We start from the raw sequence: 25,960 nt of genomic DNA, 5'->3' as shown, positions 1-25,960 counted from the left end.
TACCGAAAAGATCAGAAAGAAAGCAGCCTGGTTTTGGCTGCATCTTGTTGTAAGTTTTCCCTTTATTATAGCATAGAATCATTCATATGAGTCGGTTTGATTGGTGCCTAATTGTAACTTCAATCGCTTGCCTGGTGCAAGCTCTTGATTCAGAAAGTCCATTGGATTGGTACTCATGACTTGAACGATTTCTGCTTCATCCTCTTTCATTTCAACCATAACTGGCACGCCTTGGATGTTTACCTGCTGAAGTTTGCGGTCTCCTTGTTCCTCCGCGTAAATGGCTTCATATGGCATAGGTGTATATAAAATCATTGGATCAGCCCCTCGTTTTGAGATGCCCTGTCTCCAATCAGTTCGTTCAACTTTTTAATCGCTTGTCCTACGCCGCCTACTTCATTCATGAGTCCGTATTCTGCTGCCTCATGACCAACAACATTTGTTCCAATGTCTCTTGTCAAATTGCCTTTTGAGAACATGAGCTCTTTAAACTTCTCTTCTGTAATATTGGAGTGGCTTGTTACAAAGTTAATGACTCTTTCCTGCATTTTATCTAAGTATTCAAAGGTTTGCGGGACACCAATCACTAGACCAGTTAAACGCACAGGATGAATGGTCATCGTGGCTGTTTCTGCAATATAGGAATAGTCACACGATACAGCAATCGGGACACCAATAGAGTGGCCGCCGCCAAGTACAATCGATACAGTCGGTTTCGATAAAGATGCAAGCATTTCTGCAATCGCTAGTCCCGCTTCAACATCGCCGCCTACTGTATTTAAGATGATCAAAAGACCTTCAATTTTCGGGTTTTGTTCAACTGCGACGATTTGCGGAATGACATGTTCGTATTTGGTTGTTTTATTTTGTGGCGGAAGCTGCATGTGGCCTTCAATTTGTCCAATAATGGTGAGGCAATGTATATTTGTATCTTGCGGCAGCTGTGGTATGGCTGTTTCACCAAGCTGCTGTATTTTGCTCATAATGCTGTCTTTTTCTTCTGGCTTTCGCTCAGGCTGCTGTTCATTCTTTTCGTCCATTTGTCTCCATCCTTTCCTCAAACTCTCCTTCTATTATGAACAAGAAGGCCGTATTCAATCCGCATTCCTAGTGCCACATCAAAAAAGCCCAAAGAGCTTATGCTCCTTGGGCTTTCACATCACACTTCCATAATAATTGGAATGATCATGGGCTTACGTTTTGTTTTTTCATATAGGAATTGATTGAGTACATCGCGCATGGATTGTTTCAATGTTGACCATTCAACAATTGAGTTTTCCGTTTGCTCTTTGACAATTCCTTTGACCATTTCTGTCGCTTTTACAATCAGCTCTTCGGATTCTCTGACATACACAAATCCTCTTGTGATGATTTCAGGTCCAGAAATTAATTGTTTCTTTTGTTTATCAAGCGTAATAACGACAATTAAGATACCATCTTGAGACAATAGGCGTCTATCGCGTAGCACAATGTTCCCGATATCACCAACGCCAAGACCATCGATCAAAATATTGCCTTGGTGAACTTTTTCACCGATTTTTACGTTCTGTCCTCTAAACTCTACAACATCCCCTTTATCAATCAAGAAAATGTCACTTCGTTTCATTCCCACTTCTTCAGCAATACGAGAATGTGCTTTTTGCATACGATATTCGCCATTCACCGGAATTAAATACTTTGGCTTTAGTAAGTTCAGCATCAGCTTTAACTCTTCTTGGCAGCCATGTCCAGAGACATGCACACGTTTTTGCGCAAAAATGACTTGTGCGCCGCTTCTTGTGAGGAAATCCACTGTTTTTGAATATGTGAGTTCTTGTCCTGGAAGAGGTGTAGATGCAATCACAACAGTGTCATCTTTTTCAATATGAAGCTGTTTGTGATTTTGTTTTGCCATTTTTGTTAAAGCAGCAAGAGGCTCTCCGTGGCTTCCAGCTGTCAGGATGACCACATCGTTTTTCGCCATTTTCTTCACTTCTTGAACTGGTACAAATAATTCTTCGTCGGCTGTGACATAACCAAGTTTGATCGCCAGCTGAAGAGTCGTCATCATATTCTTCCCTGCTACGGCAAGCTTACGGCCATTTTGATTCGCTGCATTAATGATCTGCTGCACGCGGTTAATGTTAGATGAAGATACAGCGACAATTACTCGATTTTCAGCATTGTACATCGCATTTGAGATTTCGTCTTGGACGAGCGCCTCAGAAGGTGTATAACCTGGTTTTTCAGCATTCGCACTGTCTGAAAGAAGTGCTAAAACGCCATTGTTTCCAATTTTCGCAATCTCTCCGATGTCACAGGCTTGATTAAGCGCTGGGGTTTGATCAAATTTAAAATCACCTGTGCATACGATTGAACCAAGAGAGGTTTTAAAGCTGATCCCAACTGAATCAGGGATGCTGTGATTCGTTCTAAAGAATGATACCTTTGTTGTTTCAAACGTAATGACTGATTTTGCATGTACCTCACGCAAGTCAGCTTTTTGATTGAAGCCATACTGCTTTAATTTTTCTCGAAGTAACGCAAGGGTCAGCTTCGTTCCGTAAACTGGTACAGACAATTTGCTTAAGCAATGGAATACGCCTCCGATTGCTTCATCATGTCCGTGGGTAAGAAAAATTGCTTTCACCCGATCAGCACGTTCTGTTAAATAAGAGATATCAGGAATAACGACGTCAATGCCTAGCATTTCGTTTTCTGGATGCATCAATCCTGCATCTACCACATATATGTCAGAATCAATTTCAATGACATATAGGTTTTTCCCGATTTCTCCAACGCCTCCCAGTGCAATAATTCTTACGTTCTCTGTATTTTTCTTTTTCAAAATTCTTATCCTCCTAGTCTCAAGCCCGTCCATCATCGCTTAATGCTATTATAACTGAATCTAATTTTAGAAAACAAGATGAAGTCACATTTTAAGAAAGTGTTTATGTATAAAAAACGGTCATACTCAGGGACATCTGAGAATGACCGCTTACGAAATTTTTTGTTTTGATCAGCTGTTTAAGACGCTGCTTAAATCCAGTCTCTCTTCTTCTGATAAAGGTAAAAGCGGAAGACGAACCGATCCGACATCTAGTCCTTTTAGCTGAAGAGCTGTTTTGACAGGCGTTGGATTTGGCGCTGTGAAAAGCTGTTTCATGATTGGGAGCAGCTTTTGATGGATCAATGCGGCATTGGCCGTTTGACCTGAAGCATAGCTTTTCAGCATTTGCTGCATATCAAGTCCTACGATATGAGACGCCACAGAGACCACTCCTTTTGCACCAACAGATACAGCTGGAAGTGTTAAGCTGTCGTCACCTGAATATACATCGAAATCTTCTGGTGTCTCTGCAATGATTTTTGTCATGGCATCAAGATCACCGCTTGCTTCTTTGATCGCGACAATGTTAGGTATTTGCGCAAGTTTAATGGTTGTTTCTGGGGCTAATGACGCAACCGTTCTCCCTGGTACATTGTAAAGCATGACAGGAAGAGATGTAGACTCGGCAATGGCTTTAAAGTGTGCATACATGCCTTCCTGTGATGGCTTGTTGTAGTAAGGTACGACAAGCATCACTGCATCAACGCCCGCTTCTTCTGCTTTTTTCGTTAGTTTGATAGACGCATTTGTATTATTACTGCCTGTTCCTGCAATGATTTTACAACGACCATTTGCTAATTTCACCGATTGCTGAAAAAGAGCGACTTTTTCTTCAGTCGATAAAGTTGGCGATTCGCCTGTTGTCCCTGCAACGACTAAAGAGTCACTGCCGTTTTTTAATAAGTAATCAATGAGAATTGATAGCTTTTGGAAATCAATGTTGCCCTTTTTATCAAAAGGTGTAATCATAGCTGTTGCGATATTTCCGAAATTCATTTTTTTCACCTCATCATGATTCAATCACATTTATCTTGAAAGTTCAAACACTTCGTGCAGGGCATTGACAGCCGCTCTCATGTTTTCTTCGTTCACTAGCACCCAAATGGTCGTATGGCTGTCAGCCGATTGTAAAATCGGAATGTTTTGCTCAGATAGAGCCGATACAATTTTAGATGTGACACCTGGTACACCCATGATGCCTGCGCCAACAGCTGATACTTTCGCACAATTTGTTGTCACAATTGGCGTATAGCCAAGATCTTTTAGGATCGATGTTGCCTTTTCAGTCATTGCACCTGTCACTGTATACACAATCTCACTCGGTGTAATGTTGAAGAAGTCGACACTGATTTGTGCGTTAGCCATAGCCTTGAAGACCTCTGTTTGGACGCTGTACTGCCCTTCTTTTGCCGGGACCTTGATTTGCGTCACATCATTGACATGTGCAATACCTGTAATGAGGCGGTCGTACACATCATGGCTCATTTTATCTGAGTAGTGTGACGTGACGAGTGTGCCCTCATCATCAGAGTATGTTGAACGGACCCTCATTGGTACTTTTGCTTGCATCGCAATTTCGACAGCTCTCGGGTGAATGACTTTCGCCCCTTGATATGCAAGGTTGCAAATTTCCGTATATGTCACGACTCTGAGCGGCTTTGCATTTTCAACAATGCGGGGATCTGCTGTCATGACGCCTTCTACATCTGTAAAAATATCAATAAAGTCTGCCTGTAATGCAGCACCTAAAGCAGCTGCGGACGTATCACTGCCGCCTCGTCCGATTGTGGTCACGTCCCCATTTTTCGCAGCTCCTTGGAACCCAGCAACAACGACAACATCATGTTCAGACAGTGCCGCCTCGAGACGTTCACACTTCATATCAATAATTTTCGCACTCGTATGCTCCTTATCTGTCACAAAGCCCGCCTGTGCGCCTGTCATTGCTACAGCCTTTAGCCCGTTTTCATTCAGCATACTTGAAAACACAACAGCTGAAATATTCTCTCCGCAGGAAACGAGCAAGTCTTTTTCTCGATTTGTCATATGCTGCGCGCTGCCGTAAAGCAGACCAAGCAGCGTATCTGTCGCATAAGGGTCGCCTTTTCGTCCCATTGCGGAAACGACGACAACCGACTTATAGCCTTTCTCTTTTGCCGATAAGATATGTGCAAGTGCCCTTTTTCTACCTTGATCATCTTTGACAGATGTACCGCCAAATTTTTGGACAATTATTTTCACTGTTTTCACTCCAAGTTCATTCTGACGTAACAGAAGAGAGCAGGCGAAAGATGCCTAACTCTCTTCTGTTCGTCCTCATCATCCATTGAATGTTAAACTAATTTTAATGCTTTTAAGCTTTCTGCAATTTGAACTGAGTTCCATGCAGCGCCTTTTAGCAGGTTATCAGATACAATCCACATATGGAACCCGTTTGGACGGTCCAAATCTTTCCGAATGCGGCCGACAAATACGTCGTTTTTTCCAACAGCATCTGCAGGCATTGGATAAATTTGCTGAGACGGATCATCTTGCAGTGTAATGCCTGGTGCATCTTTAAGAATTGACTTAATGTCGTCAACTGTTGCGTCATTTGATTCTAGTTCGACGTAGACAGATTCTGAATGTCCTGTTTCAATTGGAAGTCTCACACATGTTGCCGCTACTTCTAGCTCTGGCATATGCATAATTTTTTTCGTTTCGTTGATCATTTTCATTTCTTCAAATGTATAGCCATTGTCTTGGAATTTATCAATTTGCGGAATCGCATTAAATGCAATTTGATAAGGCATGACTTCCGGCTTTACATCTTCTTTATTTAAAATGGCTTGTGATTGGCAGTATAGTTCGTCAATGGCTTCATGTCCTGCACCTGATACGGCTTGGTAAGTGGACACGATGACTTTTTTCATGCCATACGCCTGACGAAGCGGTTCTAATGCCGCTACCATTTGAATCGTTGAACAGTTAGGGTTTGCAATGATTCCTTGATGGTCATGCAAGTCTTTTTCGTTTACCTCTGGTACGACAAGAGGGATGTTTTCGTCCATACGAAAAGCACTTGTGTTGTCTACAACAATCGCACCTCGTTTGACTGCTTCAGGAGCTAGCGCCTTGGAAACATTTCCTCCAGCACTGAATAATGCAATGTTCACTCTTTCAAAGCTTTCAGGTGTTGCTTCCTGAACGGTATACTCTTGACCTCTGAATGTCACTTTTGTTCCAGCAGAACGTTTTGAGGATAGTAGAGTCAGTGTATCCATTTCAAAATCTCTGTCAGCTAGTGTTTTTAACATTTGTTGACCGACAGCTCCAGTCGCTCCAACTACAGCTACATGCAATCCTCTTCCCATCAGTAAAACTCCTTCCGACCCATCCATGATTCTTTTCTTTCGGATGGCCATCCTATGACTTTTTACATTTTATTTTACCATAGAAAAGCAAGGCTTGAAGCATCTTTTTTGAATCTTTCATGATTTTCTAGTGAATCTATTATTCGTTTGCTCCAATTAAAATCGGCTGAATTTGTCTATGCTGGAGCGCCTCTTCTACTGTTTGAGAAAGCAAATCCATGTTTGCGACCATGGAGGTCGGTTTTTTAAATGGATCATCTTGGCCAAATGGAATAAAGAAAATATTCTTTGTCGACATCAACCTCATCAGATTTGTACCATTTAAGCCTAGCGCATCATTTGTTGAAATTCCTAAAACGACAGGACGATGATTTCGAATGGTTGCTTTTGCAGCCATTAAAACAGGGCTGTCTGTCATGGCATTTGCGAATTTCGCCATCGAGTTCCCTGTTAATGGAGCAATGACCATACAATCAAGTGGCAGCTTAGGTCCGAGCGGCTCTGCTTTAACGATTGAGTCAATCGCCTTAAAGCCAGTCAGCTTCTCAATCCGCTCAATCCAGTCAGCCCCATCTCCGAATCTTGTATTCGTACTCTGGACCGTATATGACACCACTGGACGAACTTCTGCTCCTTCTTTTACAAGTGCTTCGATTTGCGGATAAACAGCTTCGTACGTACAGTGGGAACCAGTTAAGCCAAAGCCGATTCTTTTCCCTTTTAATGTTGTCATGATTCCATCCCCCTTTTTTCCTCTGCAAGTTCACATAAGAGCCCAGAAAGCACTTTTGCAATGATTTGCCCTGCTGTCTTTGGTGCAACAATCCCCGGGAGTCCTGGTGCAAGAAGCGCCTTCACTCCGTGTTTTTGTGCAAAGTCAAAGTCTGTTCCTCCTGGGCGGGAGGCGATATCCAAAATGAGTGTCTTTGGTGTCATGCTGACGATGACAGATGAATCTAATACAAGGCTTGGAATGGTATTGATGATGATATCTACATCCGTTACTTCTTCTTTTAACTGGTCCATTGAAAATGGATCAATTCCCATTTCAAAGGCCCGCGCTAAATGAGCTGTATCTGCTGCCCCTACTTTTACGTCCGCACCGAGTGCCCGAAATGTGCGGGCAATGGTGAGTCCTGTTCTTCCGAGCCCGAGAACAGCAACACGTGATCCATGAATCGTATAATCCGTTTGCTGAATGGCCATCATGATAATCCCTTCAACTGTTGGAATAGAGTTATATATGGCAATATCATCTCGCTCAAACAGCTTCACAAGTTTTCGGTTCACCTGCTTTGCCAGATTGTCTAAGTACGTATTAGAAATACCTGAGTACAAGGTACAATGGGCAGGGGTTCTTTCTAAATATGTTGCTTCCAGCAAAACCTGCTCATTTGAGAAAACTGTCGCAACAACACCTTCATCCGTTGCCCCTGATACTGGCAGGATCATACTGTCTACCTGTTCGAATGGAAGTTCTGACATTTTCAGCTTTTCAGCACCGATAAATCCGTGATCCAGCTGATCAAATCCAACCAAAAACACTTTGGCATGCTGCTGTGACAGCTTGCGAATAATTTCAAGCTGCCTTGCATCTCCCCCGATCACCGCAACCGTTAAACCGCTCAACATACTGACCGTTCACCTTCTTTATTTAAAAAAGTCTGTAATATTTTCTGAATCTCCCTTCTAGCATATGAGGAGAGGATTCAGCCTGTGAACAAATCGGAGAGAGAAAAGAAAAAGAGCACCCATTTATGATGGATGCTCTTTTTCTCCGGGTGGCTGAAGTGCTTCAGGCACATCGAGAATGATCATATCTGATCCTATTTTTTGAATGTGATTCCACGGGACGCGGATGTCATTTCCTTGCTTTCGAAAGCCAAACCACTTCACCGAAGGTATGATGAGTGCTGTTATTTGACCGTCCTGTTCATTGATTTCAAGGTCGGTTTGCCCAAGCACGCCAAGCCGCTCCGCTCTTTTAATATCGACGATCTCTTTTCCTGACAGTTCACTCAGCCTCAAAATCGCATCACTTCCCTTCCGTATCATATATGCAGCAGGCAAAAGGAATAGACCAGATCTCTTTAATGACTAGTTTGGAGAGGAAGCCGCGTCCCTTTCATGTAGTGATCATGCCATAATTCCAAGTTGTAAAGCATCCAGACTTTTTGATCCGCTCCATTTTTGTTTTTCTGATTCGGATCATTTCGTAAAAATTGCTCTAGTGGCTTTCTTTGAAACAGTTCTGTTGCAAAGCTTTGTTGATCAAGAAGCTTCTCTTCGATTTCTTTCATCCTTTTGCTCATCCAATGATACACTGGAACCGGAAAACCCATTTTTCTTCTATATAATATACGCTTATCCACCGTTTGCTCCATTGTCTTTTTTAACATATATTTCGGAATGTCTTGTACCTCACTTGTTTTGAGACTCGACTGAAAAAATGCTTGCAGCCTGCTAGGCAGTCCCTTATAAGGAAGCTTATATTTGAAGGGCATGTCATTGACAAATTGGATGATGCGATGATCCAGAAATGGAACACGCGCTTCTAGTCCATGTGACATCGTCATAATATCCAGCCGGTCTAACAGATTTGGTAAATGAATCTGCTGAAATAAATAGAGCAGTTTATTTTCATACGACGCACCCTCCATCTTTTGAAAACAATGGGCGATAAACTTGTTCATGTGCGAGTTAGGAGGATCAATTGAATCAGCGTGACGACTTAAAAGCTGCTCTTTTTCGCCAGCAGTAAACCATGCATACCTTTTTTTGTAATGATCCATCTCACCTTCAAGGTGGATCAATTGATGCACCTGCTGCTGAAAGGATGGTTCAAATAATACCTTTGAAAGGATGGAGGACAGTTTTCGGTTTTTTTGAAGCCATAAAATTTTCCGCCAATCTGCTGGACTCCTAAAGACACGTCCATAACCTGCAAACAATTCATCCGCTCCTTCACCACATAAAACAACCGTCACGTGCTTTTTTGCTTCCCGTGACATATGGTAAAAAGCGACTTCATGAGGAATAGAAAGAGGATGATCTCTTCGCTTCACAACTTCAGGCAATAATTGAAAGTACTCTTCTTCACTCATTCGATGTGAGTGAAGCTTGACATTGTATTGATCTGCCGCGAGCTTGGCATAGCTTTCTTCAGAAAAGCCTTCCTCTTCAAAGCTGGTCGAAAAACAATGAATATTCTCGTTTGCATATTTGGACATCAAAGCGACAATCGAAGTCGAATCCACCCCCCCACTCAAAAAAGCTCCCACAGGCACATCAGACATCATCTGTTTTTGCACACTATCTTGAATTAATTCAAACAATTCCTTTTGATAATAACGTTCTCCCCGATCGATCCTATCAGCAGGGAGAGGATATTGCCAGTAGGCCTCTTTTGATATGCCTGTTTCATCTATTTTCAAGATGACACCTGGGGGTAATTTTTGAATTCCTTGAAAGAAAGTCTGCTCGCCGATCGAATAACGGAAGGATAAATAACTAATAACAGCCTCCGGCTGAATAGCAGTTTGTATATCGGGATGCTGAAAAAGAGCCTTCATTTCCGATCCAAAAATAAGACCTCCCCGACATTCTGAAACATACAGCGGTTTAATCCCAGACCGGTCTCTAAACAAATAAAGTGCTTTCTTCTTTTTATCCCATATCGCAGCTGCAAACATTCCGTTCAATTGCTCAACAAAGGAAATTCCGTATTCTTCATAGCCATGAACAAGCACTTCTGTATCTGTCTGCGTACGAAACAAATGGCCTTTATTCCATAAGTTCTCTCTTAATTCTTTGAAATTATAAATCTCTCCATTTAGAATCACACATATAGAATCATCTTCATTTGTTATTGGCTGCGGCCCAGATTGAATATCAATAATTGAAAGCCGCGTATGAACCAAACCAACTGAGTCATCTTGATATACACCACTATCATCAGGTCCACGCACAGCAAGTGCGTTTTTCATCTTCAGTAAGATGTGAGGATCAAGTGGTGCTTGGTTAAAATGACAATAGCCTGCAATGCCGCACATAGACATGGCTCCCTTCCATTAATGATCTGACTGCTGAATCGTCATTGCGAAAATATGCATAAATGGATTATCTTGAAAGCGAATTTCATCAAAAACTACTTTTTGCGAGAAGGTGAGCGAATCAAGCCATAGGTTTGATGTCAAATGATGATTAATGCCGGATACCGTATGAATATAATCAAATGCATATGCCGCTCGATCATGAAATGCAGGTTCACGTTCAATCACATCCGTTAATGAAAGCCGAGTCTCACAGACAACGTTCCCCTCTCGTAATAATGAAATCTCTTCGTAAAGATTGCCATTGGATGAACAGCCAACGACATGAAGCGCTTCTGCTTCAAGTGGCGGAAAATGAATAGACTGTCCCTCTAATTCAATATTGTCTCCTTGATCTTGATATATGAACTGAAAAGGAATCCCTTCGATAAAAAGATCTTGCACGTTCATGATTAACTCAGCCGGCAAAGAAGCTCCGCCAATTGTTAATTGGCCTTTTTCATATTCATTTTGATATGTGATGCCTCTGTTATTGACATAATCATGAAGAGAGAGAGTTTGATAGGTCTTCATTTTGAATCACCTCTTTTAGTTCTGTGAGAAGACTGGTCTCCACTTCTAATGTTTTTTGAAACCGATTCGCCGTCCTTTCTATCATACTGCGAGGTTTTTTACTGAGGCCTACTCTAGCCGTAAAATTGGCGAGCACTGTCCAGCTTTGATAAGCATCTTCAAAAGCTTGAATAAGGGAATGTAAAAGCTCATTTTCATAAGAAGATAAGAATGTCACCATATGTTTTCTGGAGTTGGCCACATCCTTTAGTCCTTCAAAATAAACATTGTCTAATAAATTTCCATTTTCATTGTCTTTGATACTATCAATATAATCCCTTTGAATCACTGAAATAGCGCCTAGCCCTGTGACAGCTCCAGGCAAATCAAAATGCGGCGGTGCTCCTTCTAAGATGGCGGCATGCTCCTTTAATATCATCAGCACATCTGGTTCTTTCTGAAGTTCCACATGTTTGATCCACTTATAACGATTTTCGGTTCGAGGTGTATGTTCATATACAGAGCGGGCAGCTTTCATCAAATGGCCTTTGCTCAATGTGCCATGATAGGAGTAAGCATGGTCACTGATCACTGCATGATCATCATTCACCTCAAGTACTTCCAATGTGTGATACCCATGTTCTCTTTCGTAAAATGGACAGTACGGTAAATCATATATATCTAAGGAAACAGACACAGTCCCTCTGCTTGGATGCTGTTTAAACACACGGTTGATATAAAGGTCTAATTCCTCTTCCGTGTAAAAAATTTCTTCTAAATGAATGCCATTATGATGTAGAATATCATCACGAAAATGTTTAAAGGAACCGATCAAAACAAACCCTTGGTCTTGAGATCTATAAACAAGGCCTGCCTGCCTCCAAATCCTATCAATTCCAATCCCTTTTCTAAGAAGCATGGCTGCAATCGTTAATTGAGAACAGTTTAAGTAATTGTTCCGGTAAATAGGTGCTGCAGTAGCCACATATGTCTCCTCCTTTTTCTTGCCATCATACCCAGCGATTTTTTAACGGGATAATGCCCAGCTCTTTTTTCGCAATCACTTCTTTTAATAAATCTTCAGAAGGCGGATGAAATTTTGCCGCTTTCACATCTCGGCTTAAACGCTCGAGCAAAGATCCTTGCTGTAATGAAGAAAAACCCTCTACCTGAGAAGCTAGCTGCACGATTTCTTCTGCTGCTTGCGTCACAAAATGTTTTGTAATCAGCGTCTTTGTATACAAATCACTTGAGTAATGATTTTGTTTCTTTTCTTGATCTGCTTGCTGGGCACAGGCCATAAGCTGAGAATGTGCAACATCTAATTTAATTTTCATATCTGCAATACGAAATTGTTGACCTGGTAAAAAGGCTGATTTTTTCTTGGAAATTCGATCATTTCTTTTATATGTCATACCGAGGGCATGTTCATATGCTGCTTTTGCAATGCCATAATAAACAGCTGTAACAGCTAGACGAAACCAATAGATTAAATTTTCAGTATCTTCTATTGCGTAGCCTTCCCGCCCGATGAGCTGATGATCGGGTATAAACACTTGATCAAAATGAATGTGATGACTCATCGATGCTCTCATGCCCGAATAATTCCACGATTCCTCAATCGCAGCACCTTCACTCGGTAATGTCATTAAGAGCGCAGTCATTCCATATTGAGATGTGCATGACGACGGAGCATACTGACAATAAATCGGTAAATATTTAATGCGCGGTGCACCAGTCACTGTAAATTTAGTTCCACTCACAAGATATCCGCCATCTGTTTTTTCTGCGGTAATGGTCGGAATTCCGTCCATTTGCTTACGCTGATAAATAAAAATCACATTCGGATCGCTAACAGAAGCGATTAGCTCTCCTGAACGCCGAATATCGTCAAAAACCATGGCCTGCTGCTCACTTGTAAGCACTTCAGAAAATGCGCCGAGCGAATAGTAATGCATCGCCATAATGAGTCCTGTCGACGCGCACCCTTTAGATATGTGTGACAAAAGAGTCACCGTTTCTTCAAATCCATACCCAAGACCCCCGTCTTGTTTCGGCATATTGGCGACATGTAATCCACAATCAATCAGCTCATCTAGATTCTGATGCGGGAACTGAAATTCGTCATCAAGCTGACTCGCTCTTTCTGAAAATTGGAAAATGAGACGATCAATCGTTTCTTGACGAAGCTCCGTCAGTGTCATATTCATCCCTCCTTTGTCTAAAGAATAATCTATTTTGTTTCAATAAAAGATCATCCGAGGTCCCTCTATCTCGAATGACATAATCGTTTCCTTCAAACAAAAGCAGCTCTAGCGGAGAAGGATGACCTAAAAATAAGGTAGGGCTGTAGCAAAGTCCATATGCCCCAGATTTCTCAATACAAAGAAGATCACCTACATCGCCTTGCGGAAGCTCCACCTGCCTGCCAATTAAGTCTTCCGGGGTACAAAGTGGACCAACAATCGATTGTTTCACTACAGCCGAGGGTTTGCTAGAAGGTTTAATGAGCCGCATCGGATAATTATTGCGGAGCAGCCTGCCTCTAAACGTCATCGCTTGATGATGATGCATTCCTCCATCTGCAATTAAAAACGTCTGCCCTTTTGATTCTTTTACATATTGTATAGTTGTTAAATAAACACCACATTCCGCTAAAAGGAATCTCCCCATCTCAATAATAAACCTCGGAAATTCCAGCTCAGTTTCATACGCTCTAATCAATTCCGCTACGTTTTGAAATAACCTTTCAGCATGAAGGGGTGTCTCATGCTGAAAATACGGAATTCCAAACCCACCGCCTAAATCAACCATCTGGCATGTTAGTCCAAATTCATTCTTGATTCGAACAGCTGTGTTGAGCGTGTATTCAAACGATGATAAAAGCGATGTTTCATCAAGAACTTGAGTCCCCAAATACATATGAATCCCTTTAAATAAGAGCGAATGATCATACTTCTGAAATAGGTCAAATACGTCTTTCAGTTTGGATTCATCTATCCCAAATGGACTTGGAACTCCGCCCATTTTGATTTTTGCTAGTGACTCAATGGATTCAGGATTAATCCGAATGCCTACTGATGCCTGTTTGTTTTGATGCTTTGCAGACTCAGCGATATAGATGAGCTCTTCCTTTGATTCGGCGATAATACAATAGATCTCATGCTGAATAGCGACATCGATCTCTTGCTTCTGTTTACCAGGGCCAGAAAAAATGATATGTGTCGGCGAATAACCTGCTTTTACAGCCATAAGGAGCTCTCCTGCAGAAGCCACTTCTATACCAGCCCCAAAAGACCGTAACAATGACGCAATCGAGACATTTCCATTGGACTTAAATGAAAAGAACACCTCAGCTGATTGATGGAGCCATGCTGTAATGTGATCATAGTGATCTTTCAATGCATCTCCATCGTATACATACATCGGCGTCCCATAACAATTCGCTTTCTCTAAGAGCGTAGAGTCATTTTTCGGCAAATTTTCTCCCCCTTTCTGCTGAAAATCCCATATCATCAAACATTGTCAGCATATGAATCTGCTTGTCCTTCTTCATATGGTAAAACAATATAAACAGTCGATAGTGCCACATATCATCCGCTCTCGTTTTACCGAAAGTATAAATAAAAAACCCACCATCTTCTCCCGGACCGAGTGCTTCTGTTACCTCCGTTAATACATCTTCAAATGGCAGGTCGGCACTGCATGAGAATCTTTTAAAGCGGCTTTCAATATATTCGTAGGTTGAAAAAAAACGGCAAATGATTGGGAGTAAATAAGTAACCTGCGTGAACCGGGCATTTATTTCAATGATCGGTATGAGCTGTTCATTTGTATCAATTATCGAATCAACGCCAACCACGCCTCGATACCCTTCTTCATATAGAAGCTCTATGATTCGATGCATGATTACTTCATATTCACGTTTTTTGTCCAGTTCATAAATAGGCGCAAAATCGGTCCCTAAGTAGATGCCGTCTTCATTGATTTTCTGTTCTGTAATTGAAAGTAAGTGTGATCCTTCCTCTTGAATGAGCAATTGGGCATTTAAAGATCGCTTAATCGGATGCCACCCCTCTAAGAGGAGGTCTGTTTGGATTTTTCTTCTTTCGATAAAGGTCACTAGCTGCATGAATTCTCTCTCGTTTTTTAAAATACGAAGTCCCTTCCCAGATGATCCATAAGGTATTTTCAGAACCATTTTTGAGAAATGATTCGCCCTTAATTCTTCATACGTCTGTTTTAACTCGTCAGCATTTTGACAAACAGCACCACACGTGACAGTAAACTGATGTTCTTCTGCCCATTTTCTAGTCGAAACCTTATGATTGAATCGCTTTACGAGTGTTGAATTTGAGCCATAAATCTTTCTTTTTTCAATTAATGATTCTTGTTCAACCGATTCATCTAAAAGATAGGGTACAATGAGTCCCTTTAATTTCAAGGCATCTTCTTTTTGAATCATATGCGGAAGCTTGACACCTTTCTTTTCCAAATAGGCTAAAAAAGCAGGTTCAGGCTGATGATGCATGATGACATGATGATCCTTAGAAGCAATCAAAAGCAGTTGTTGTTCTTGCTGAAGAACCAGTTCATTTTGAACATGGTCTGTCATGACAGGTAAAGCTCTTGTTTGTTCCCAGCTTTGTTCTTGATTCATATTCCCAAACCATATCACGTCGTTTCTTCCCTTAAAATCAAATAGCGCTGCCGGATCTTTCATCACACTACTCCTTATGAACAGAATGCTTTTGTATTTCTAAAGATCGATTAATGTGAAAGAATCGTTTACGTATGGGCTGATTCCAGGTATGAACGACATCATTTGCATCCAGCACTTCAGATAAATAAGCAAGCGATTCAGGCTGAAGTGCATCCATGACAAGATCAGGAATCGTATGAGGAAAGACTTCATTCACATAATGCAAAGCAAAATAGACCATCTTTTCAAAGCCATACGCTTTCGTTCGACGGACAAACAAATCCACATCCAATAGGTCTTCTCTCATAAACATGCCATATATATCAAGCAACTTATAAAGCAGTAAGTCTTTCATTGACTCCACTTCATTTAAATAAATCGCCTCTTTGTAAAAATGAATACATAAGAAAATCAGCATATCCTCTTCTTTTAATGACCATACAAGGTGTTGATCAACAGACGTTTGAATTCGTCTAGACAGCATTTCTTGGACAATTGAATCTGTCCGGTTTCCTGTCATGAGGTCAACTGAAAACTGAACATCAATTTTATGACAATCAATAAAGCGGCATTCTGGTGTAGGTTTCATATAGGTGTAGGTTTGATGTGAGTTCATGATGAGGTAAAGAATGTCTTTTCGTTTCGCAGGTGTGACTGTCTCCGTTTCATAGTTCCAAGAACCTTGAATATAGCCTAATTCTTTTAATACATGTCCAGTTTCTTGCAGCTGATCTTGTGAGATAAAGAGGTCGTTGTCCCCAAATAAGCGAAGCCCTACATCGTCGTATGCCCACTGGCCAATCACACTTCCTTTTACAATGGCATACTCAATTCCTTTTTGATCAAGTGCTTGGAATAACTGATCGTTTAATGTGATATTGTCTCGTGCCGTTTCTAATTGACCCTTATACATAATCTCTAATGACTTTAAAAAATAAGTTGCTTTAAAATCTTTTCTTAAATGAATGGCATGACGTTTAATATTCTTCCATGCAATACCTGCTGTCCGATGAACATGCAGCATTCCGAGAATGACATTCCAGTCTTGCTGCTGATACAGAAGCTCCTGCATCTCTTCTATCTGACTGTCTTCTAAAAAAGGAGTAGATAAAATGAGGGCTGTGTGCTCTTCTTGAGTCAGATTACTTTGCAGCATAGTGACCCTCCTTTATAAGAAGCATTTCATCCGGCCAATTCTTTCGATTTCGACCGTATGTTTGTAAAAATACTTGAACCCATCGATCGATACCAAATGCGGCACAACCCGAATAAAGCGGCATACCATCTTCTCCCTTGATCTGGAACCTTTCACAAAGCATTTCTCCACAGTCATTAAAAGAAGCGATCGAAACGTCTTTCTTTTCTGTCACAGCAACTAACTCATATTTGCTGTTCGCCATTAATTGATAATTCGCTTTATCCATATCATCATAAAAGAAAAAGGGGTCATTTGCGGTCGTGACCTTTCCACTAAGGCCAAGCTGATGAAAACATTGCCATGTGTGTTCAAGAAGTGTTTTTCTTGTTTCGTTGATGTATTCGTTATCACCGATAAAGACAATTTCACGCATACTAAATTCTAGTTTCCTTAGAGGGTCTACTTTCCAAGAAATTTCATGTCTAAAACACTGCCCCGCTGCTGTCATCATTTGATTGTCTGTATAGGTCTTCCCTTCCCATTCCTCATAGCAGTGATAACAAATACACGGCTGTAAAAAACGGCCTGCTTGCTGGAAGTGTTCAGGCAGAAAACCATGATGCTTTTCTCGAATGTCATCAATAATCTGGTAATCATGTGGTATTTCAAAAACAGAATAAATATTTTGCGGAAAATTCGTATGGTATTTACATTTTTCCATTAATTCTTTACTCATCGTAGAAGGGTATCTTCTTAATTTGGCTCCAAGTGAAATCCCCATATTTAAGAATAATTGATCAAAATAGTGTGAGAGTTCCATTTCAATTTCATCATAGAAGGTTCTCTTTTGGTCATCGTCGCTTAGTTTCGAATGAACAAGTTCACTGGATAAATGAATATTTGATTTCATTTCCTTTTCACGAAACCTCCGCAGTTGAGCTACATTTGACGATAACTTTAAAAACGCAGCTGATATCGCCTCTGCATCTCCCGTATGATCTACTGTTACTTCAATAACAGATTCCTCTTCAAGAAGATCAACGTGCACAATATGGGCAGATAGAAAAGAAACTCTTTCCACAAAATCCGGTATCATTGTATCTTCTAGTGCATCTGGTAAAGGCAGCTGAAGGGTTCTCAACTAAATACCTCCCTTTTCATTGATAACTTTTGGTGCTTCTAATGGTTGTAAAACTTTATCAAGATAGTCATAAATAGACTCTTGTAAATGAACATCACATAACTCAATCGCCGATGGATGGCTATCTTGAACTGCCAGCCCCCACTTGGCCTTCTTCAGCAGCAGTCTGTCATTATGACCATTTCCAAAAGCAATCACACGATTTAAATCACTTTCTCCAAAACAATCTAATAAATGGTGCCCAAGCATATCTGCCTTACAAATTCCTTTCGGGGATATCACTTGTGCATTTAAAAACTGGGCATCCGCAACATCACAATGACAATCTCTTAATAGATGAGCGATATCTATTTTTTCTTTCGGTAAAATAAATAGTTTTGTCACACGGTCAAATCTGAATTCTTTCTGATGACCAACCTCTATTTTTTCTCGTGGAAATGTGTAAAGCATACAATATTTCAACTTAGCGCTTTTACTTGATGCTACATGCTTCCCATGTGATTCCATGACAAATTCAGCTTGACCATCAAGTGACGAGATGACCTGCCGGCATAAAGCAGCATCTAGATATTGTTTAACGTCAAATGTTTTCTTTTGATGGTGGCAAATCACATTTCCATCATTCAGCAAAACATCATGATGAAATAAATCGAGTAAAGATGGATCTAAGTTCAGAGAGAAGAAAGAATCATAGGTTCTGCCTGTGACAATAATTGAAATAATGCCTCTTTGGCGCAGCATGTTCACTGCGCCATGGACATCACCAATAAGTTGACCTCGGTCATCAATTAATGTTCCATCCAAGTCAAAAGCGGCAAATTTCATCTCGCAAAAATTTAGTTCTGCTTCCACTGATCACACCTTTTTCAGCTCAGCATTTGCTACATATTCATTGAATAGACGCAATGATTCTGAATCTACTTGTCCAATTGGAGGGCTTTTGAATAAGAATGGGCAGACGTCATGTATGACACCGCTGTGATTCATGTCTTTAGCTGCTTTTGCTACACGCATTGCGTTAGCGATAACACCAGCTGAATTCGGAGAATCTTCTACTTGTAAACGGATTTCAAGCGAAATGTCTGAATCCAAAACAGAATTTCCTTCCAATCGCAGGAAGCAGACTTTATGATCCCCTAAGTAGCTGACATAGCCATTCGGACCTGCTGCCACTTCGCTGGCATCAATACCAGAGGCAAATAATGCTTTTCTCTTCGATTTTTGCTTACTCGTTGATCTCATTGGGTTGGCAAGGTTTAAAAAGTCTGTATTGCCTCCGACATTCAATTGGTACGTATTGGTAATATCAACCCCTCGGGATTTTAATAGTTCAATTAACGCTGTATGCAGTGTTGTGGCACCTAAATGACTTCTTAAGTCATCTCCAAGGAGCGGGGTATTCGACTCTTCAAACATTTTGACAAATTCAGGATCATTTGCCACCGGTTCAGGTGTCGCATTAATAAAGGCAGTTTGAGCGTGTGCACACGCCTCTGCGTATACTCGAACTGCTTCAAACGAACCTGTCGGTAAGAAGCAGACTAGTACATCTGCCTGAACGTCCTTTAATCTTTGCGTCACATCATGTGTGTTCATTTTTAATGAGTGTTCATGCGGCTGAATGCAGTTGGACAAATCTCCTTCAAGACCATCACATAAAGGACCTGCTTCAACGGGTACTTGGAAAAACGGAACATCTATATGTTTTACTGCAGCCGTTGGTTTAGTAAAAATAGCCTCTGATAAGTCTTTTCCTACTTTATTTTGATCTACTTCAAAAGCTGCAACAAATTCCACATCAGACAAGTGATAACCTCCAATGACATCATGCATAACACCGGAGAGGGTACCCATCTTTTCCTTTGCCAATTCTACAAATTGAACAATACTTGAAGCGCATGATCCTACTCCTGCAATTGCTACGCGAACTTTTGTCATTTTCATAACCCCTTTTTTTAGAATTTATAGAACCAATTTTCGCTTTTGACGAGATTGAAAGATATACCATTCTCGATAACCTAATTCCTTCAGTGTCTGTTTTACTTTCAGCCAATCATCTGCTACGCGAGCTGGCTGATGTGCATCTGAGCCAAACGTGACATCCACACCATAAAATTTGGCTCGCTCTAATAGATCCATTGATGGATACCAGCCGCCGCAGTCTTTTGTTTTGCCAGAGGTATTCACTTCAATGACAGAACCACTCTCCGCAATTGCTTGCAGTGCATCATCGACAGCTTCTGTTTTGAGATGAGCAATCTCTGGATAAAAACCTTTTAAGGCGTCAATATGGCCTAAAACGTCGAACATTTGACTCTCAGCAGACATTTTAATCAACTGGTAATATGTTTCTTTTTCAATGATTGCTTGTTGCTCTGTGATTCGTTCCCACCGTTTCCGGTTAAATAGGTCATATCCATTACTGACATGAACCGAGCCAATGATATAATCAAATGGATAATGTCGATACACGTCTCGGTAAAGGGCCTCGTGTTCTGGAAAATAGTCAGACTCGACACCTAACAGCACGTGAATTTTTCCGTCATATTCCTTTTTCAACTGCAGGACTTCCTCTATATATGATTGAAAATCACTTTTAGCCATCGCTACCCAGGGTTTAAAGTGGTCAGCCTCTTCACCAAAGAACGGGGAGTGATCCGATATTCCAATAAAATCAAGACCTAATTTGACAGCCTCATCGATATATTCTCTGATGTTCCCTTCCGCATGACCACAGCGTTGATGATGTGTGTGCAGATCAAATTTCATGCAATTTTTACTCCTCTACATGGCAGTATAGCCGCCGTCAACCATCAAATTTTCTCCTGTAATAAAACTCGCTTCATCTGAAAGAAGGAAGATGACAGCAGATGCGATCTCTTCTGGATCAGCTGTTCGTTTCAACATGTGCATCCCGCCAATATCAGGATGCTGATTTGCTTGCTCTCTTGTCAATCCAAGTTCTTCCAAATGGAACCGCTCGTTATTTTTGTTCCACACCGTACCTGGATTCACTGCATTTACACGAATACCTGCATCCGCCAAATCCATTGCCATGCACCGCGTCATATTGACAACGGCTGCTTTTGTCGCGTTATATGTTAAATATTTCGGCTGGGCAATGTGTCCTGAAATGGATGCAATATTTACAATCGACCCTTTTCCTATTTTCTCCATGTAAGGTGCGGTGTGTTTGACACAAAGAGCTTGTCCCATAATATTCAAATCCATGATGCGCCGCCATTCTTCAACGGTTGCTTCAAGACCCCGCATGATAAAAATGGCTGCACAATTCACCAGCATGTCTATTTTCCCAAAATGATTGACTGTTTTTTCTATCATTGAAACAATTGATGCTTCATCAGCAATATCAGCCTCTATAAACAAAACATCATATCCGTTTGCTTTGAGCTGTTTTTCTGCTGCAATTCCGTAATCTACATAGTGATCAGCAATGGCGACTTGTGCGCCTTCTTGTGCGGCTCGTTCTGCGACCGCATATCCAATCCCCTGAGCTCCGCCTGTCACAATAACCGTCTTTCCTTTCATACCTCGCATGTAGCTGCCTCCTCTTACCACTGAAGTCTTTGACCGTCTCTCAACAATTCTCCTGTTGGTCCATCTCGGGGCAGCTGTGCCGCCCACACTATTCCTGATGCACCTTCCTGTATGGTTTTAACAGCCTCTGAGGTCCCCATGTCCGTTTGTACCCAGCCAGGACACACAGCATTTGCAAGGATAGAATAGGGTGACCCCTCTAAAGCTGTGACTTTTGTGAGAACATGTAGTGCCGCTTTTGACATCCGGTAGTAAGGACCACTTTTACCGTCACGCCTGACATCACCTGAAGCGTAGATCGCGGATAGCCTTCCCATACCGCTAGATACATTGACAATCCGTCCATATCCAGCCTCTTTCATGTAAGGGAAAACCGCCTTGGTCATTCTGACTGCGCCATATACATTCACATTCATCGTTTCTTGGAGTGTCGATACAGGAAGATCTAGAAAAGATGGAAATGTGTGATCCTTTATGTTGTCATGAAAGACACCGGCATTATTAATGAGCACATCCACTCTCCCGAACGAATCTTTCATAAATGCCGAGAAACGTTCAACCGATTCTTCATTTGTTACATCCAGCTGAAATGGCACAACATGCTCTGTCATTTCAGACGCAGCTATTTTGGCACTTTCAAGCTGCCGTGCAGTTAAAATAACAAGCATTCCACACTGCGCAAGCTGTCTGCATACTTCTTTGCCTATGCCCCTATTTCCACCAGTGACAACAGCGACCTTCATATTCTCATCTCCTTTTGGAGATACCAATCTTCCTTCAGCTGGTTCGATGCAGATTCTAGTGCTTGAAAAGACCAATCAATATACCATTTCAGTAGGTGAGGTGTATAGGTATGCAGCAGTGTTAAATACCGCCCTGTTGGAATATATAAAAGTCTGATAAAAGCAGATATAGAACGCCATTCATATTCGGATAAGTCATCTGCATATGCCTTTAAAAATTGAATCGTTTTCACAATATCTAGTTGAAACGTTCCTCTCTTGATTCTCGTTAACAAAAAAGCAGATATGGCTGCATCATATATCCGCGGTCTAAAGCCTGCTGTATCAAAGTCAAGAACCATGGCAAGCTTTTTGTTACGAATTAACAGGTTGCCAGAATGAAAGTCACCATGTGTAACAGCATGAGGTAATGCTTCATATATACTAGGGTTTAGCAGCGTGATGATATTCATTAGTTCCCGTTCATACACTTTGAGCAAAGCAGCAGCCTTTTTAGAAGAAACAACCTTTTTTAGTGCGTAAGCCGTCTTGCCGAGCGTTTCGTCCGGAGAAGTAATCCAGTTCTTCAATTCGCAGTTTGGATTCACAGGCCCTTTCGGTAAGTTCTTCAATGAATGGAGCTGTTTTAATACCCGGATGGCTTCTTGTTCATCTGAACGATTTCCCATTTCATATGGTCTTCCTTCGAAATAGGGCCGCAGCTGCCAAAAGTGTTCTTTGAATAAAATGGTCTTACGACGGTCTTCTGCCTCCATCATAGGTTGAATCGGGAAGCCATGATCAAGCAGAGCATCTGTTAAATCCTCTAAATATTGAAGCCACTCCGCATCATGATTTCTTGCACATTTTTTTAAGACAAAGCGGTTTTTGATCGTTTCTACAAGCCATCCTTCATTAGGGCTTCTTCCGTTTAAAGGTGTTAAACGGATCGGCTGTTCCGAAAACCAATATTTCAGGACATTATAAGCATCATCTAATGTCGTCATGTCCTCACCCCTTTTTCTCAAGGTTTTTGATTTTCATAATCACCTGGTCTGCCTCGTCCCGCTTGTCTATGCGCAGGCATTTCACATGTGATTCTTCTTTTAATTTGTGAAAAAGCTTTTCGTTTTGATGAATCACCTCTGGATAGACTTGAAAGGCATATGAGAAAAATTGGAGCGCGTTACCCATTCTCTCCTTATTTCCATTCCAAAGTTTCTCCCTTGTGATGAGCCGTTTGAATGTCCTTTTCATGAGACGGGGGAATGTCTGTCTTCTCTTTACATCAAGCCAAATGATCGTATCAGCATATTCAGCCAATATGTGGTGAACAGATGAATATTGACCATCAACGACCCATTTCTTTTGTTTGACAATTTCATGGACGTTATCGATAAACACCGTCTTATCTGTTTTTTTCCAGTTCGCTTGCCAGAATAGGGCATCGAGCTCATAGTGAGGTAACGTTAACTCCTGCTTCAATTGATGTGCAAGGGTCGTTTTTCCAGATCCAGGTGGACCGACAATCCAAATTCGCTGGCTAGCTCCTTTATTGTTCAAGTTGTTCCCTCCGTTACAGAACACGTTCATGCTTTTGAATGTCGTTTCTCACTTTTACTAGCAGATCAAGTGCTTCATCCCAATTTAGGTTTTCTGTTAATTCAAATACGGGCGTTTCGCTTGAATGAATGGACACATCTTTACATAATAGATCTAATGCTTCCGCCGAAAAGCCATTTTCCTTTAACAGCTGGCCAAAAAGTGTATGCGCGGGAGTCATCCTTGTTTCAGGTGTACTAAAATAGTGAATCATTCCCGCCATTGCTTCTACAGGACCCGGTGACAGGTGAATGCCATTAAACCGAGTACACACGTTAGATAAACCAAACCGTTTTTGCTCCGACAGCAGCGTGTGTTTAAAAGAACCCGCTTTAGCCTCTTTAGGGTCCGTTGCACCGATGAAATCTTCTCTCAACATCCTCATTGGCTGCTTTGAAAAACATTCAATGACGATAATAGACTTTGCAGGTGAAGTGAACCACTCTATTTGACAAGGGTGGAATGAATTGAGCAGAAGCATTTTTTCTCCATCCACCTCGGCCTCTATGGCGTATGTGCCCGCACCCAGCTTGTCTACCTTGACGTTCCGGGTTAAAAGCTCTAAACCATACGGCGTGAGCTCTTTGTACTCTTGTAAAAATTGATGGCCTCCATATATGAAATGTTCCTTCTTTTTAAACTCTGGGTATTTCATGTCGAGCATCTTTTTTGCTGCATCTGACACTTCACTCAGGCCATTTTTAGAAATTTTATTTAGCATCCCATATTGATTCTCAATTATTTTCTTTTCTTTCAAATATAAGGATGATATAACACGCACGGCTCCTATTTCTACATCACGATCATCTAATCGTTGGAGAAGTTCATCTAGTATTAAATCCAACTGTACACCTTTATTGATGCTTGTTAATTCAGGCTTTAGCATCAACAGAAGATGATGTTGATTCAATTGTTGTTGTTTTTCAATTTCATATGGATGAATGGTCACTGCCATAGGTTCTTTTGTATGAATACATGCATGAACGGCATCAATGACTCTTTTTTTCATCCTTTTTACCACATTGTCACGCCTTTAAAAATTAAATCTGTTGTCACATCACCCATTGAATGAACCGCATTCATGATGAGGTCTTCAATTCTTTTTCTATCAACTTTATTTCCATCCCACTGCTGAATACGGACGGCAATTTCATCCGGGTTGTGGAGCGGTGCCTCTTTTGAAGTAAAGATATGCACTTCTGTTGGCTTTTGAATGGTCTCAAAAATTTGATCTGCCAACCGTTGTGCGAGCACCCCATATAATTTTCCTGTATGATCAAGCGGGTTTTTCCCAGCCGGCGCTTCAATACTCATAGACCGCATTGGGGTGATCAGTCCATTTAATCTATTTCCTCTTCCAACAACTCCTACATCGCCGGTATCTGCTACAGAACCTAGCGCTGTTAAGTACGGACGGCCATTACGATCTGTTGCATTCAGCATGAGATCAGGCGTGAGGCCTAACGTTTCATGAATATAGCGAGCGATTTGATCTTGGCATTCTTTTTTGCGGGCAAAATACTCCTCAAGACTATGAATATCTTTAGCTAGAAAAGGCATGTTCACAATGAGTTTAAAATCTTCATGACGTCTGCTTCCAAATATTTTTACATCCCAGCCGGTATCTGGATTGACCTTTTTAAATTCTGGGCCATTCACATAACGCTCTGTATAAAGAACCAGCTTCTCAAGACGGCTTAATGGGGCATGAGCATGCAGTAAGTTACAGTCGTTTGACACAAGCTTTGGATCACCGATTTCAATCATGTCCGTTTCAACCATCGGACGATATCGTGAATTTTTGCGGCCTGCCCCCTGATGATCAACGATTCGGCAGTCAATGACGAGATGTTCTTCAGGATCAAATCCTGTTGTCACCTCTGATAACACATCCTTTGCCGCATCAAAAAGAATCTTTTTAAGAGGAATGAGCTCATCGCCGTATGCGTATGCCCCTTTTCCAGCAAACACAACTTGATACGGTTTGACCATTGTCCCTTTCCCATACGTGACATCAGCATCTCCGCCAAGAAGCATGACTTTGTCAAACCAGTGGTGTGCCACTCTGCCGAAATGCTCCATGCAATATTGAGAATAGTATTGAGAAGCTCTTTCTGCTATGGCGTCACACATCGTATCTGGATGACCTACACCTTTACGTTCCACAAGCTCATATGGAATTTGTTCTATATCTTGGCCATCACCTTTTAAAATATCAAGAATGGTTTTTTGAATTGTTTTCATCATCTATCGCCCGCTCTCTTTTAAAAT

At 41.2% G+C, this 25,960-nt stretch carries 26 protein-coding genes; all 26 read right to left on the bottom strand.

Annotation, left to right across the window (positions count from 1 at the left end):
- Positions 1 to 78 precede the first annotated feature (78 nt).
- The 26 genes from MHH26_RS06080 to MHH26_RS05955 all read right to left on the bottom strand — a co-directional run bounded on the left by MHH26_RS06080 (position 79) and on the right by MHH26_RS05955 (position 25,933).
- Entirely contained in the window at positions 79 to 315 is a 237-nt protein-coding gene (locus tag MHH26_RS06080; protein ID WP_060596305.1) for a YlzJ-like family protein, read from the bottom strand.
- The gene (locus MHH26_RS06075; RefSeq protein ID WP_034662249.1) at positions 312 to 1,040 is read right to left on the bottom strand and encodes a ClpP family protease; all 729 of its coding nucleotides are present in this window, start codon (positions 1,038 to 1,040) and stop codon (positions 312 to 314) included. The genes MHH26_RS06080 and MHH26_RS06075 overlap by 4 nt, the downstream gene beginning before the upstream one ends.
- Before the next feature lie 119 nt (positions 1,041 to 1,159).
- On the bottom strand, positions 1,160 to 2,827 hold the full coding sequence (gene rnjB, locus MHH26_RS06070; protein ID WP_066030894.1) for a ribonuclease J2: 1,668 nt from the start codon (positions 2,825 to 2,827) through the stop codon (positions 1,160 to 1,162).
- Between the two features lie 171 nt (positions 2,828 to 2,998).
- Positions 2,999 to 3,865: a 4-hydroxy-tetrahydrodipicolinate synthase gene (dapA, locus tag MHH26_RS06065; protein WP_044142095.1), complete on the bottom strand. Its 867-nt coding sequence runs from the start codon at positions 3,863 to 3,865 to the stop codon at positions 2,999 to 3,001.
- Between the two features lie 30 nt (positions 3,866 to 3,895).
- A complete protein-coding gene (dapG, locus tag MHH26_RS06060) occupies positions 3,896 to 5,110 on the bottom strand; it encodes an aspartate kinase (protein WP_034662253.1) in 1,215 nt (404 codons plus the stop codon).
- A 92-nt stretch (positions 5,111 to 5,202) separates the two neighbouring features.
- Positions 5,203 to 6,222 carry an aspartate-semialdehyde dehydrogenase gene (gene asd, locus MHH26_RS06055; protein ID WP_340972732.1) on the bottom strand — a complete coding sequence of 340 codons (1,020 nt, stop codon included), beginning with the start codon at positions 6,220 to 6,222 and terminating at the stop codon, positions 5,203 to 5,205.
- 139 nt (positions 6,223 to 6,361) lie between these two features.
- A complete protein-coding gene (gene dpaB, locus MHH26_RS06050; protein ID WP_060596299.1) occupies positions 6,362 to 6,955 on the bottom strand; it encodes a dipicolinate synthase subunit B in 594 nt (197 codons plus the stop codon).
- Positions 6,952 to 7,854, bottom strand: a complete 903-nt coding sequence (gene dpaA, locus MHH26_RS06045; protein ID WP_334749159.1) for a dipicolinic acid synthetase subunit A — start codon at positions 7,852 to 7,854, stop codon at positions 6,952 to 6,954. Before dpaA ends, dpaB begins: the two co-directional genes overlap by 4 nt.
- 123 nt (positions 7,855 to 7,977) lie before the next feature.
- On the bottom strand, positions 7,978 to 8,250 hold the full coding sequence (locus MHH26_RS06040; RefSeq protein ID WP_012010001.1) for a YlmC/YmxH family sporulation protein: 273 nt from the start codon (positions 8,248 to 8,250) through the stop codon (positions 7,978 to 7,980).
- Positions 8,251 to 8,312: 62 nt separating this feature from the next.
- Positions 8,313 to 10,280 carry an asparagine synthase (glutamine-hydrolyzing) gene (asnB, locus tag MHH26_RS06035; protein ID WP_334749156.1) on the bottom strand — a complete coding sequence of 656 codons (1,968 nt, stop codon included), beginning with the start codon at positions 10,278 to 10,280 and terminating at the stop codon, positions 8,313 to 8,315.
- Between the two features lie 12 nt (positions 10,281 to 10,292).
- Positions 10,293 to 10,847, bottom strand: a complete 555-nt coding sequence (locus MHH26_RS06030) for a hypothetical protein (protein ID WP_106030890.1) — start codon at positions 10,845 to 10,847, stop codon at positions 10,293 to 10,295.
- Positions 10,816 to 11,811, bottom strand: coding sequence for a hypothetical protein (locus tag MHH26_RS06025; protein WP_334749155.1), 996 nt, complete (start codon positions 11,809 to 11,811; stop codon positions 10,816 to 10,818). The genes MHH26_RS06030 and MHH26_RS06025 overlap by 32 nt, the downstream gene beginning before the upstream one ends.
- Before the next feature lie 25 nt (positions 11,812 to 11,836).
- Complete coding sequence (locus tag MHH26_RS06020) at positions 11,837 to 13,030, bottom strand: acyl-CoA dehydrogenase family protein (protein WP_189318239.1); 1,194 nt, start codon at positions 13,028 to 13,030, stop codon at positions 11,837 to 11,839.
- Positions 12,996 to 14,306, bottom strand: coding sequence for a hypothetical protein (locus MHH26_RS06015; protein WP_189318238.1), 1,311 nt, complete (start codon positions 14,304 to 14,306; stop codon positions 12,996 to 12,998). The genes MHH26_RS06020 and MHH26_RS06015 overlap by 35 nt, the downstream gene beginning before the upstream one ends.
- Positions 14,293 to 15,549 (bottom strand): ATP-grasp domain-containing protein, encoded by a 1,257-nt coding sequence (locus MHH26_RS06010; protein WP_334749151.1) that lies wholly within the window; start codon positions 15,547 to 15,549, stop codon positions 14,293 to 14,295. Before MHH26_RS06010 ends, MHH26_RS06015 begins: the two co-directional genes overlap by 14 nt.
- Before the next feature lie 4 nt (positions 15,550 to 15,553).
- Positions 15,554 to 16,684 (bottom strand): nucleotidyltransferase family protein, encoded by a 1,131-nt coding sequence (locus MHH26_RS06005; protein WP_334749150.1) that lies wholly within the window; start codon positions 16,682 to 16,684, stop codon positions 15,554 to 15,556.
- Positions 16,671 to 17,807: an aminoacyl--tRNA ligase-related protein gene (locus tag MHH26_RS06000; protein WP_106030884.1), complete on the bottom strand. Its 1,137-nt coding sequence runs from the start codon at positions 17,805 to 17,807 to the stop codon at positions 16,671 to 16,673. Before MHH26_RS06000 ends, MHH26_RS06005 begins: the two co-directional genes overlap by 14 nt.
- Entirely contained in the window at positions 17,808 to 18,659 is an 852-nt protein-coding gene (locus MHH26_RS05995; protein ID WP_106030883.1) for an HAD hydrolase family protein, read from the bottom strand.
- Positions 18,660 to 18,662: 3 nt separating this feature from the next.
- Positions 18,663 to 19,745: an inositol-3-phosphate synthase gene (locus MHH26_RS05990; protein WP_334749149.1), complete on the bottom strand. Its 1,083-nt coding sequence runs from the start codon at positions 19,743 to 19,745 to the stop codon at positions 18,663 to 18,665.
- Positions 19,746 to 19,769: 24 nt separating this feature from the next.
- Positions 19,770 to 20,576, bottom strand: coding sequence for a histidinol-phosphatase (locus MHH26_RS05985; protein ID WP_106030881.1), 807 nt, complete (start codon positions 20,574 to 20,576; stop codon positions 19,770 to 19,772).
- Between the two features lie 15 nt (positions 20,577 to 20,591).
- Positions 20,592 to 21,365 carry an SDR family NAD(P)-dependent oxidoreductase gene (locus tag MHH26_RS05980; protein WP_106030880.1) on the bottom strand — a complete coding sequence of 258 codons (774 nt, stop codon included), beginning with the start codon at positions 21,363 to 21,365 and terminating at the stop codon, positions 20,592 to 20,594.
- A gap of 14 nt (positions 21,366 to 21,379) precedes the next feature.
- Complete coding sequence (locus MHH26_RS05975; protein ID WP_106030879.1) at positions 21,380 to 22,108, bottom strand: SDR family NAD(P)-dependent oxidoreductase; 729 nt, start codon at positions 22,106 to 22,108, stop codon at positions 21,380 to 21,382.
- The gene (locus MHH26_RS05970) at positions 22,105 to 23,094 is read right to left on the bottom strand and encodes a phosphotransferase enzyme family protein (RefSeq protein WP_334749145.1); all 990 of its coding nucleotides are present in this window, start codon (positions 23,092 to 23,094) and stop codon (positions 22,105 to 22,107) included. Before MHH26_RS05970 ends, MHH26_RS05975 begins: the two co-directional genes overlap by 4 nt.
- Positions 23,095 to 23,098: 4 nt before the next feature.
- Positions 23,099 to 23,650: an AAA family ATPase gene (locus tag MHH26_RS05965; RefSeq protein ID WP_106030877.1), complete on the bottom strand. Its 552-nt coding sequence runs from the start codon at positions 23,648 to 23,650 to the stop codon at positions 23,099 to 23,101.
- A gap of 13 nt (positions 23,651 to 23,663) precedes the next feature.
- Positions 23,664 to 24,698, bottom strand: a complete 1,035-nt coding sequence (locus MHH26_RS05960) for a hypothetical protein (RefSeq protein WP_340972727.1) — start codon at positions 24,696 to 24,698, stop codon at positions 23,664 to 23,666.
- A 5-nt stretch (positions 24,699 to 24,703) separates the two neighbouring features.
- Entirely contained in the window at positions 24,704 to 25,933 is a 1,230-nt protein-coding gene (locus MHH26_RS05955) for a methionine adenosyltransferase (RefSeq protein ID WP_340972726.1), read from the bottom strand.
- Between the last annotated feature and the right edge of the window lie 27 nt (positions 25,934 to 25,960).

Origin of the sequence: Bacillus sp. FSL K6-2839, assembly GCF_038003365.1 — a bacterium.
Classification (GTDB): domain Bacteria; phylum Bacillota; class Bacilli; order Bacillales; family Bacillaceae; genus Bacillus.
The sequence above is the reverse complement of the archived record's forward strand: the minus strand, read 5'-3'. Positions and strand labels throughout refer to the sequence as shown.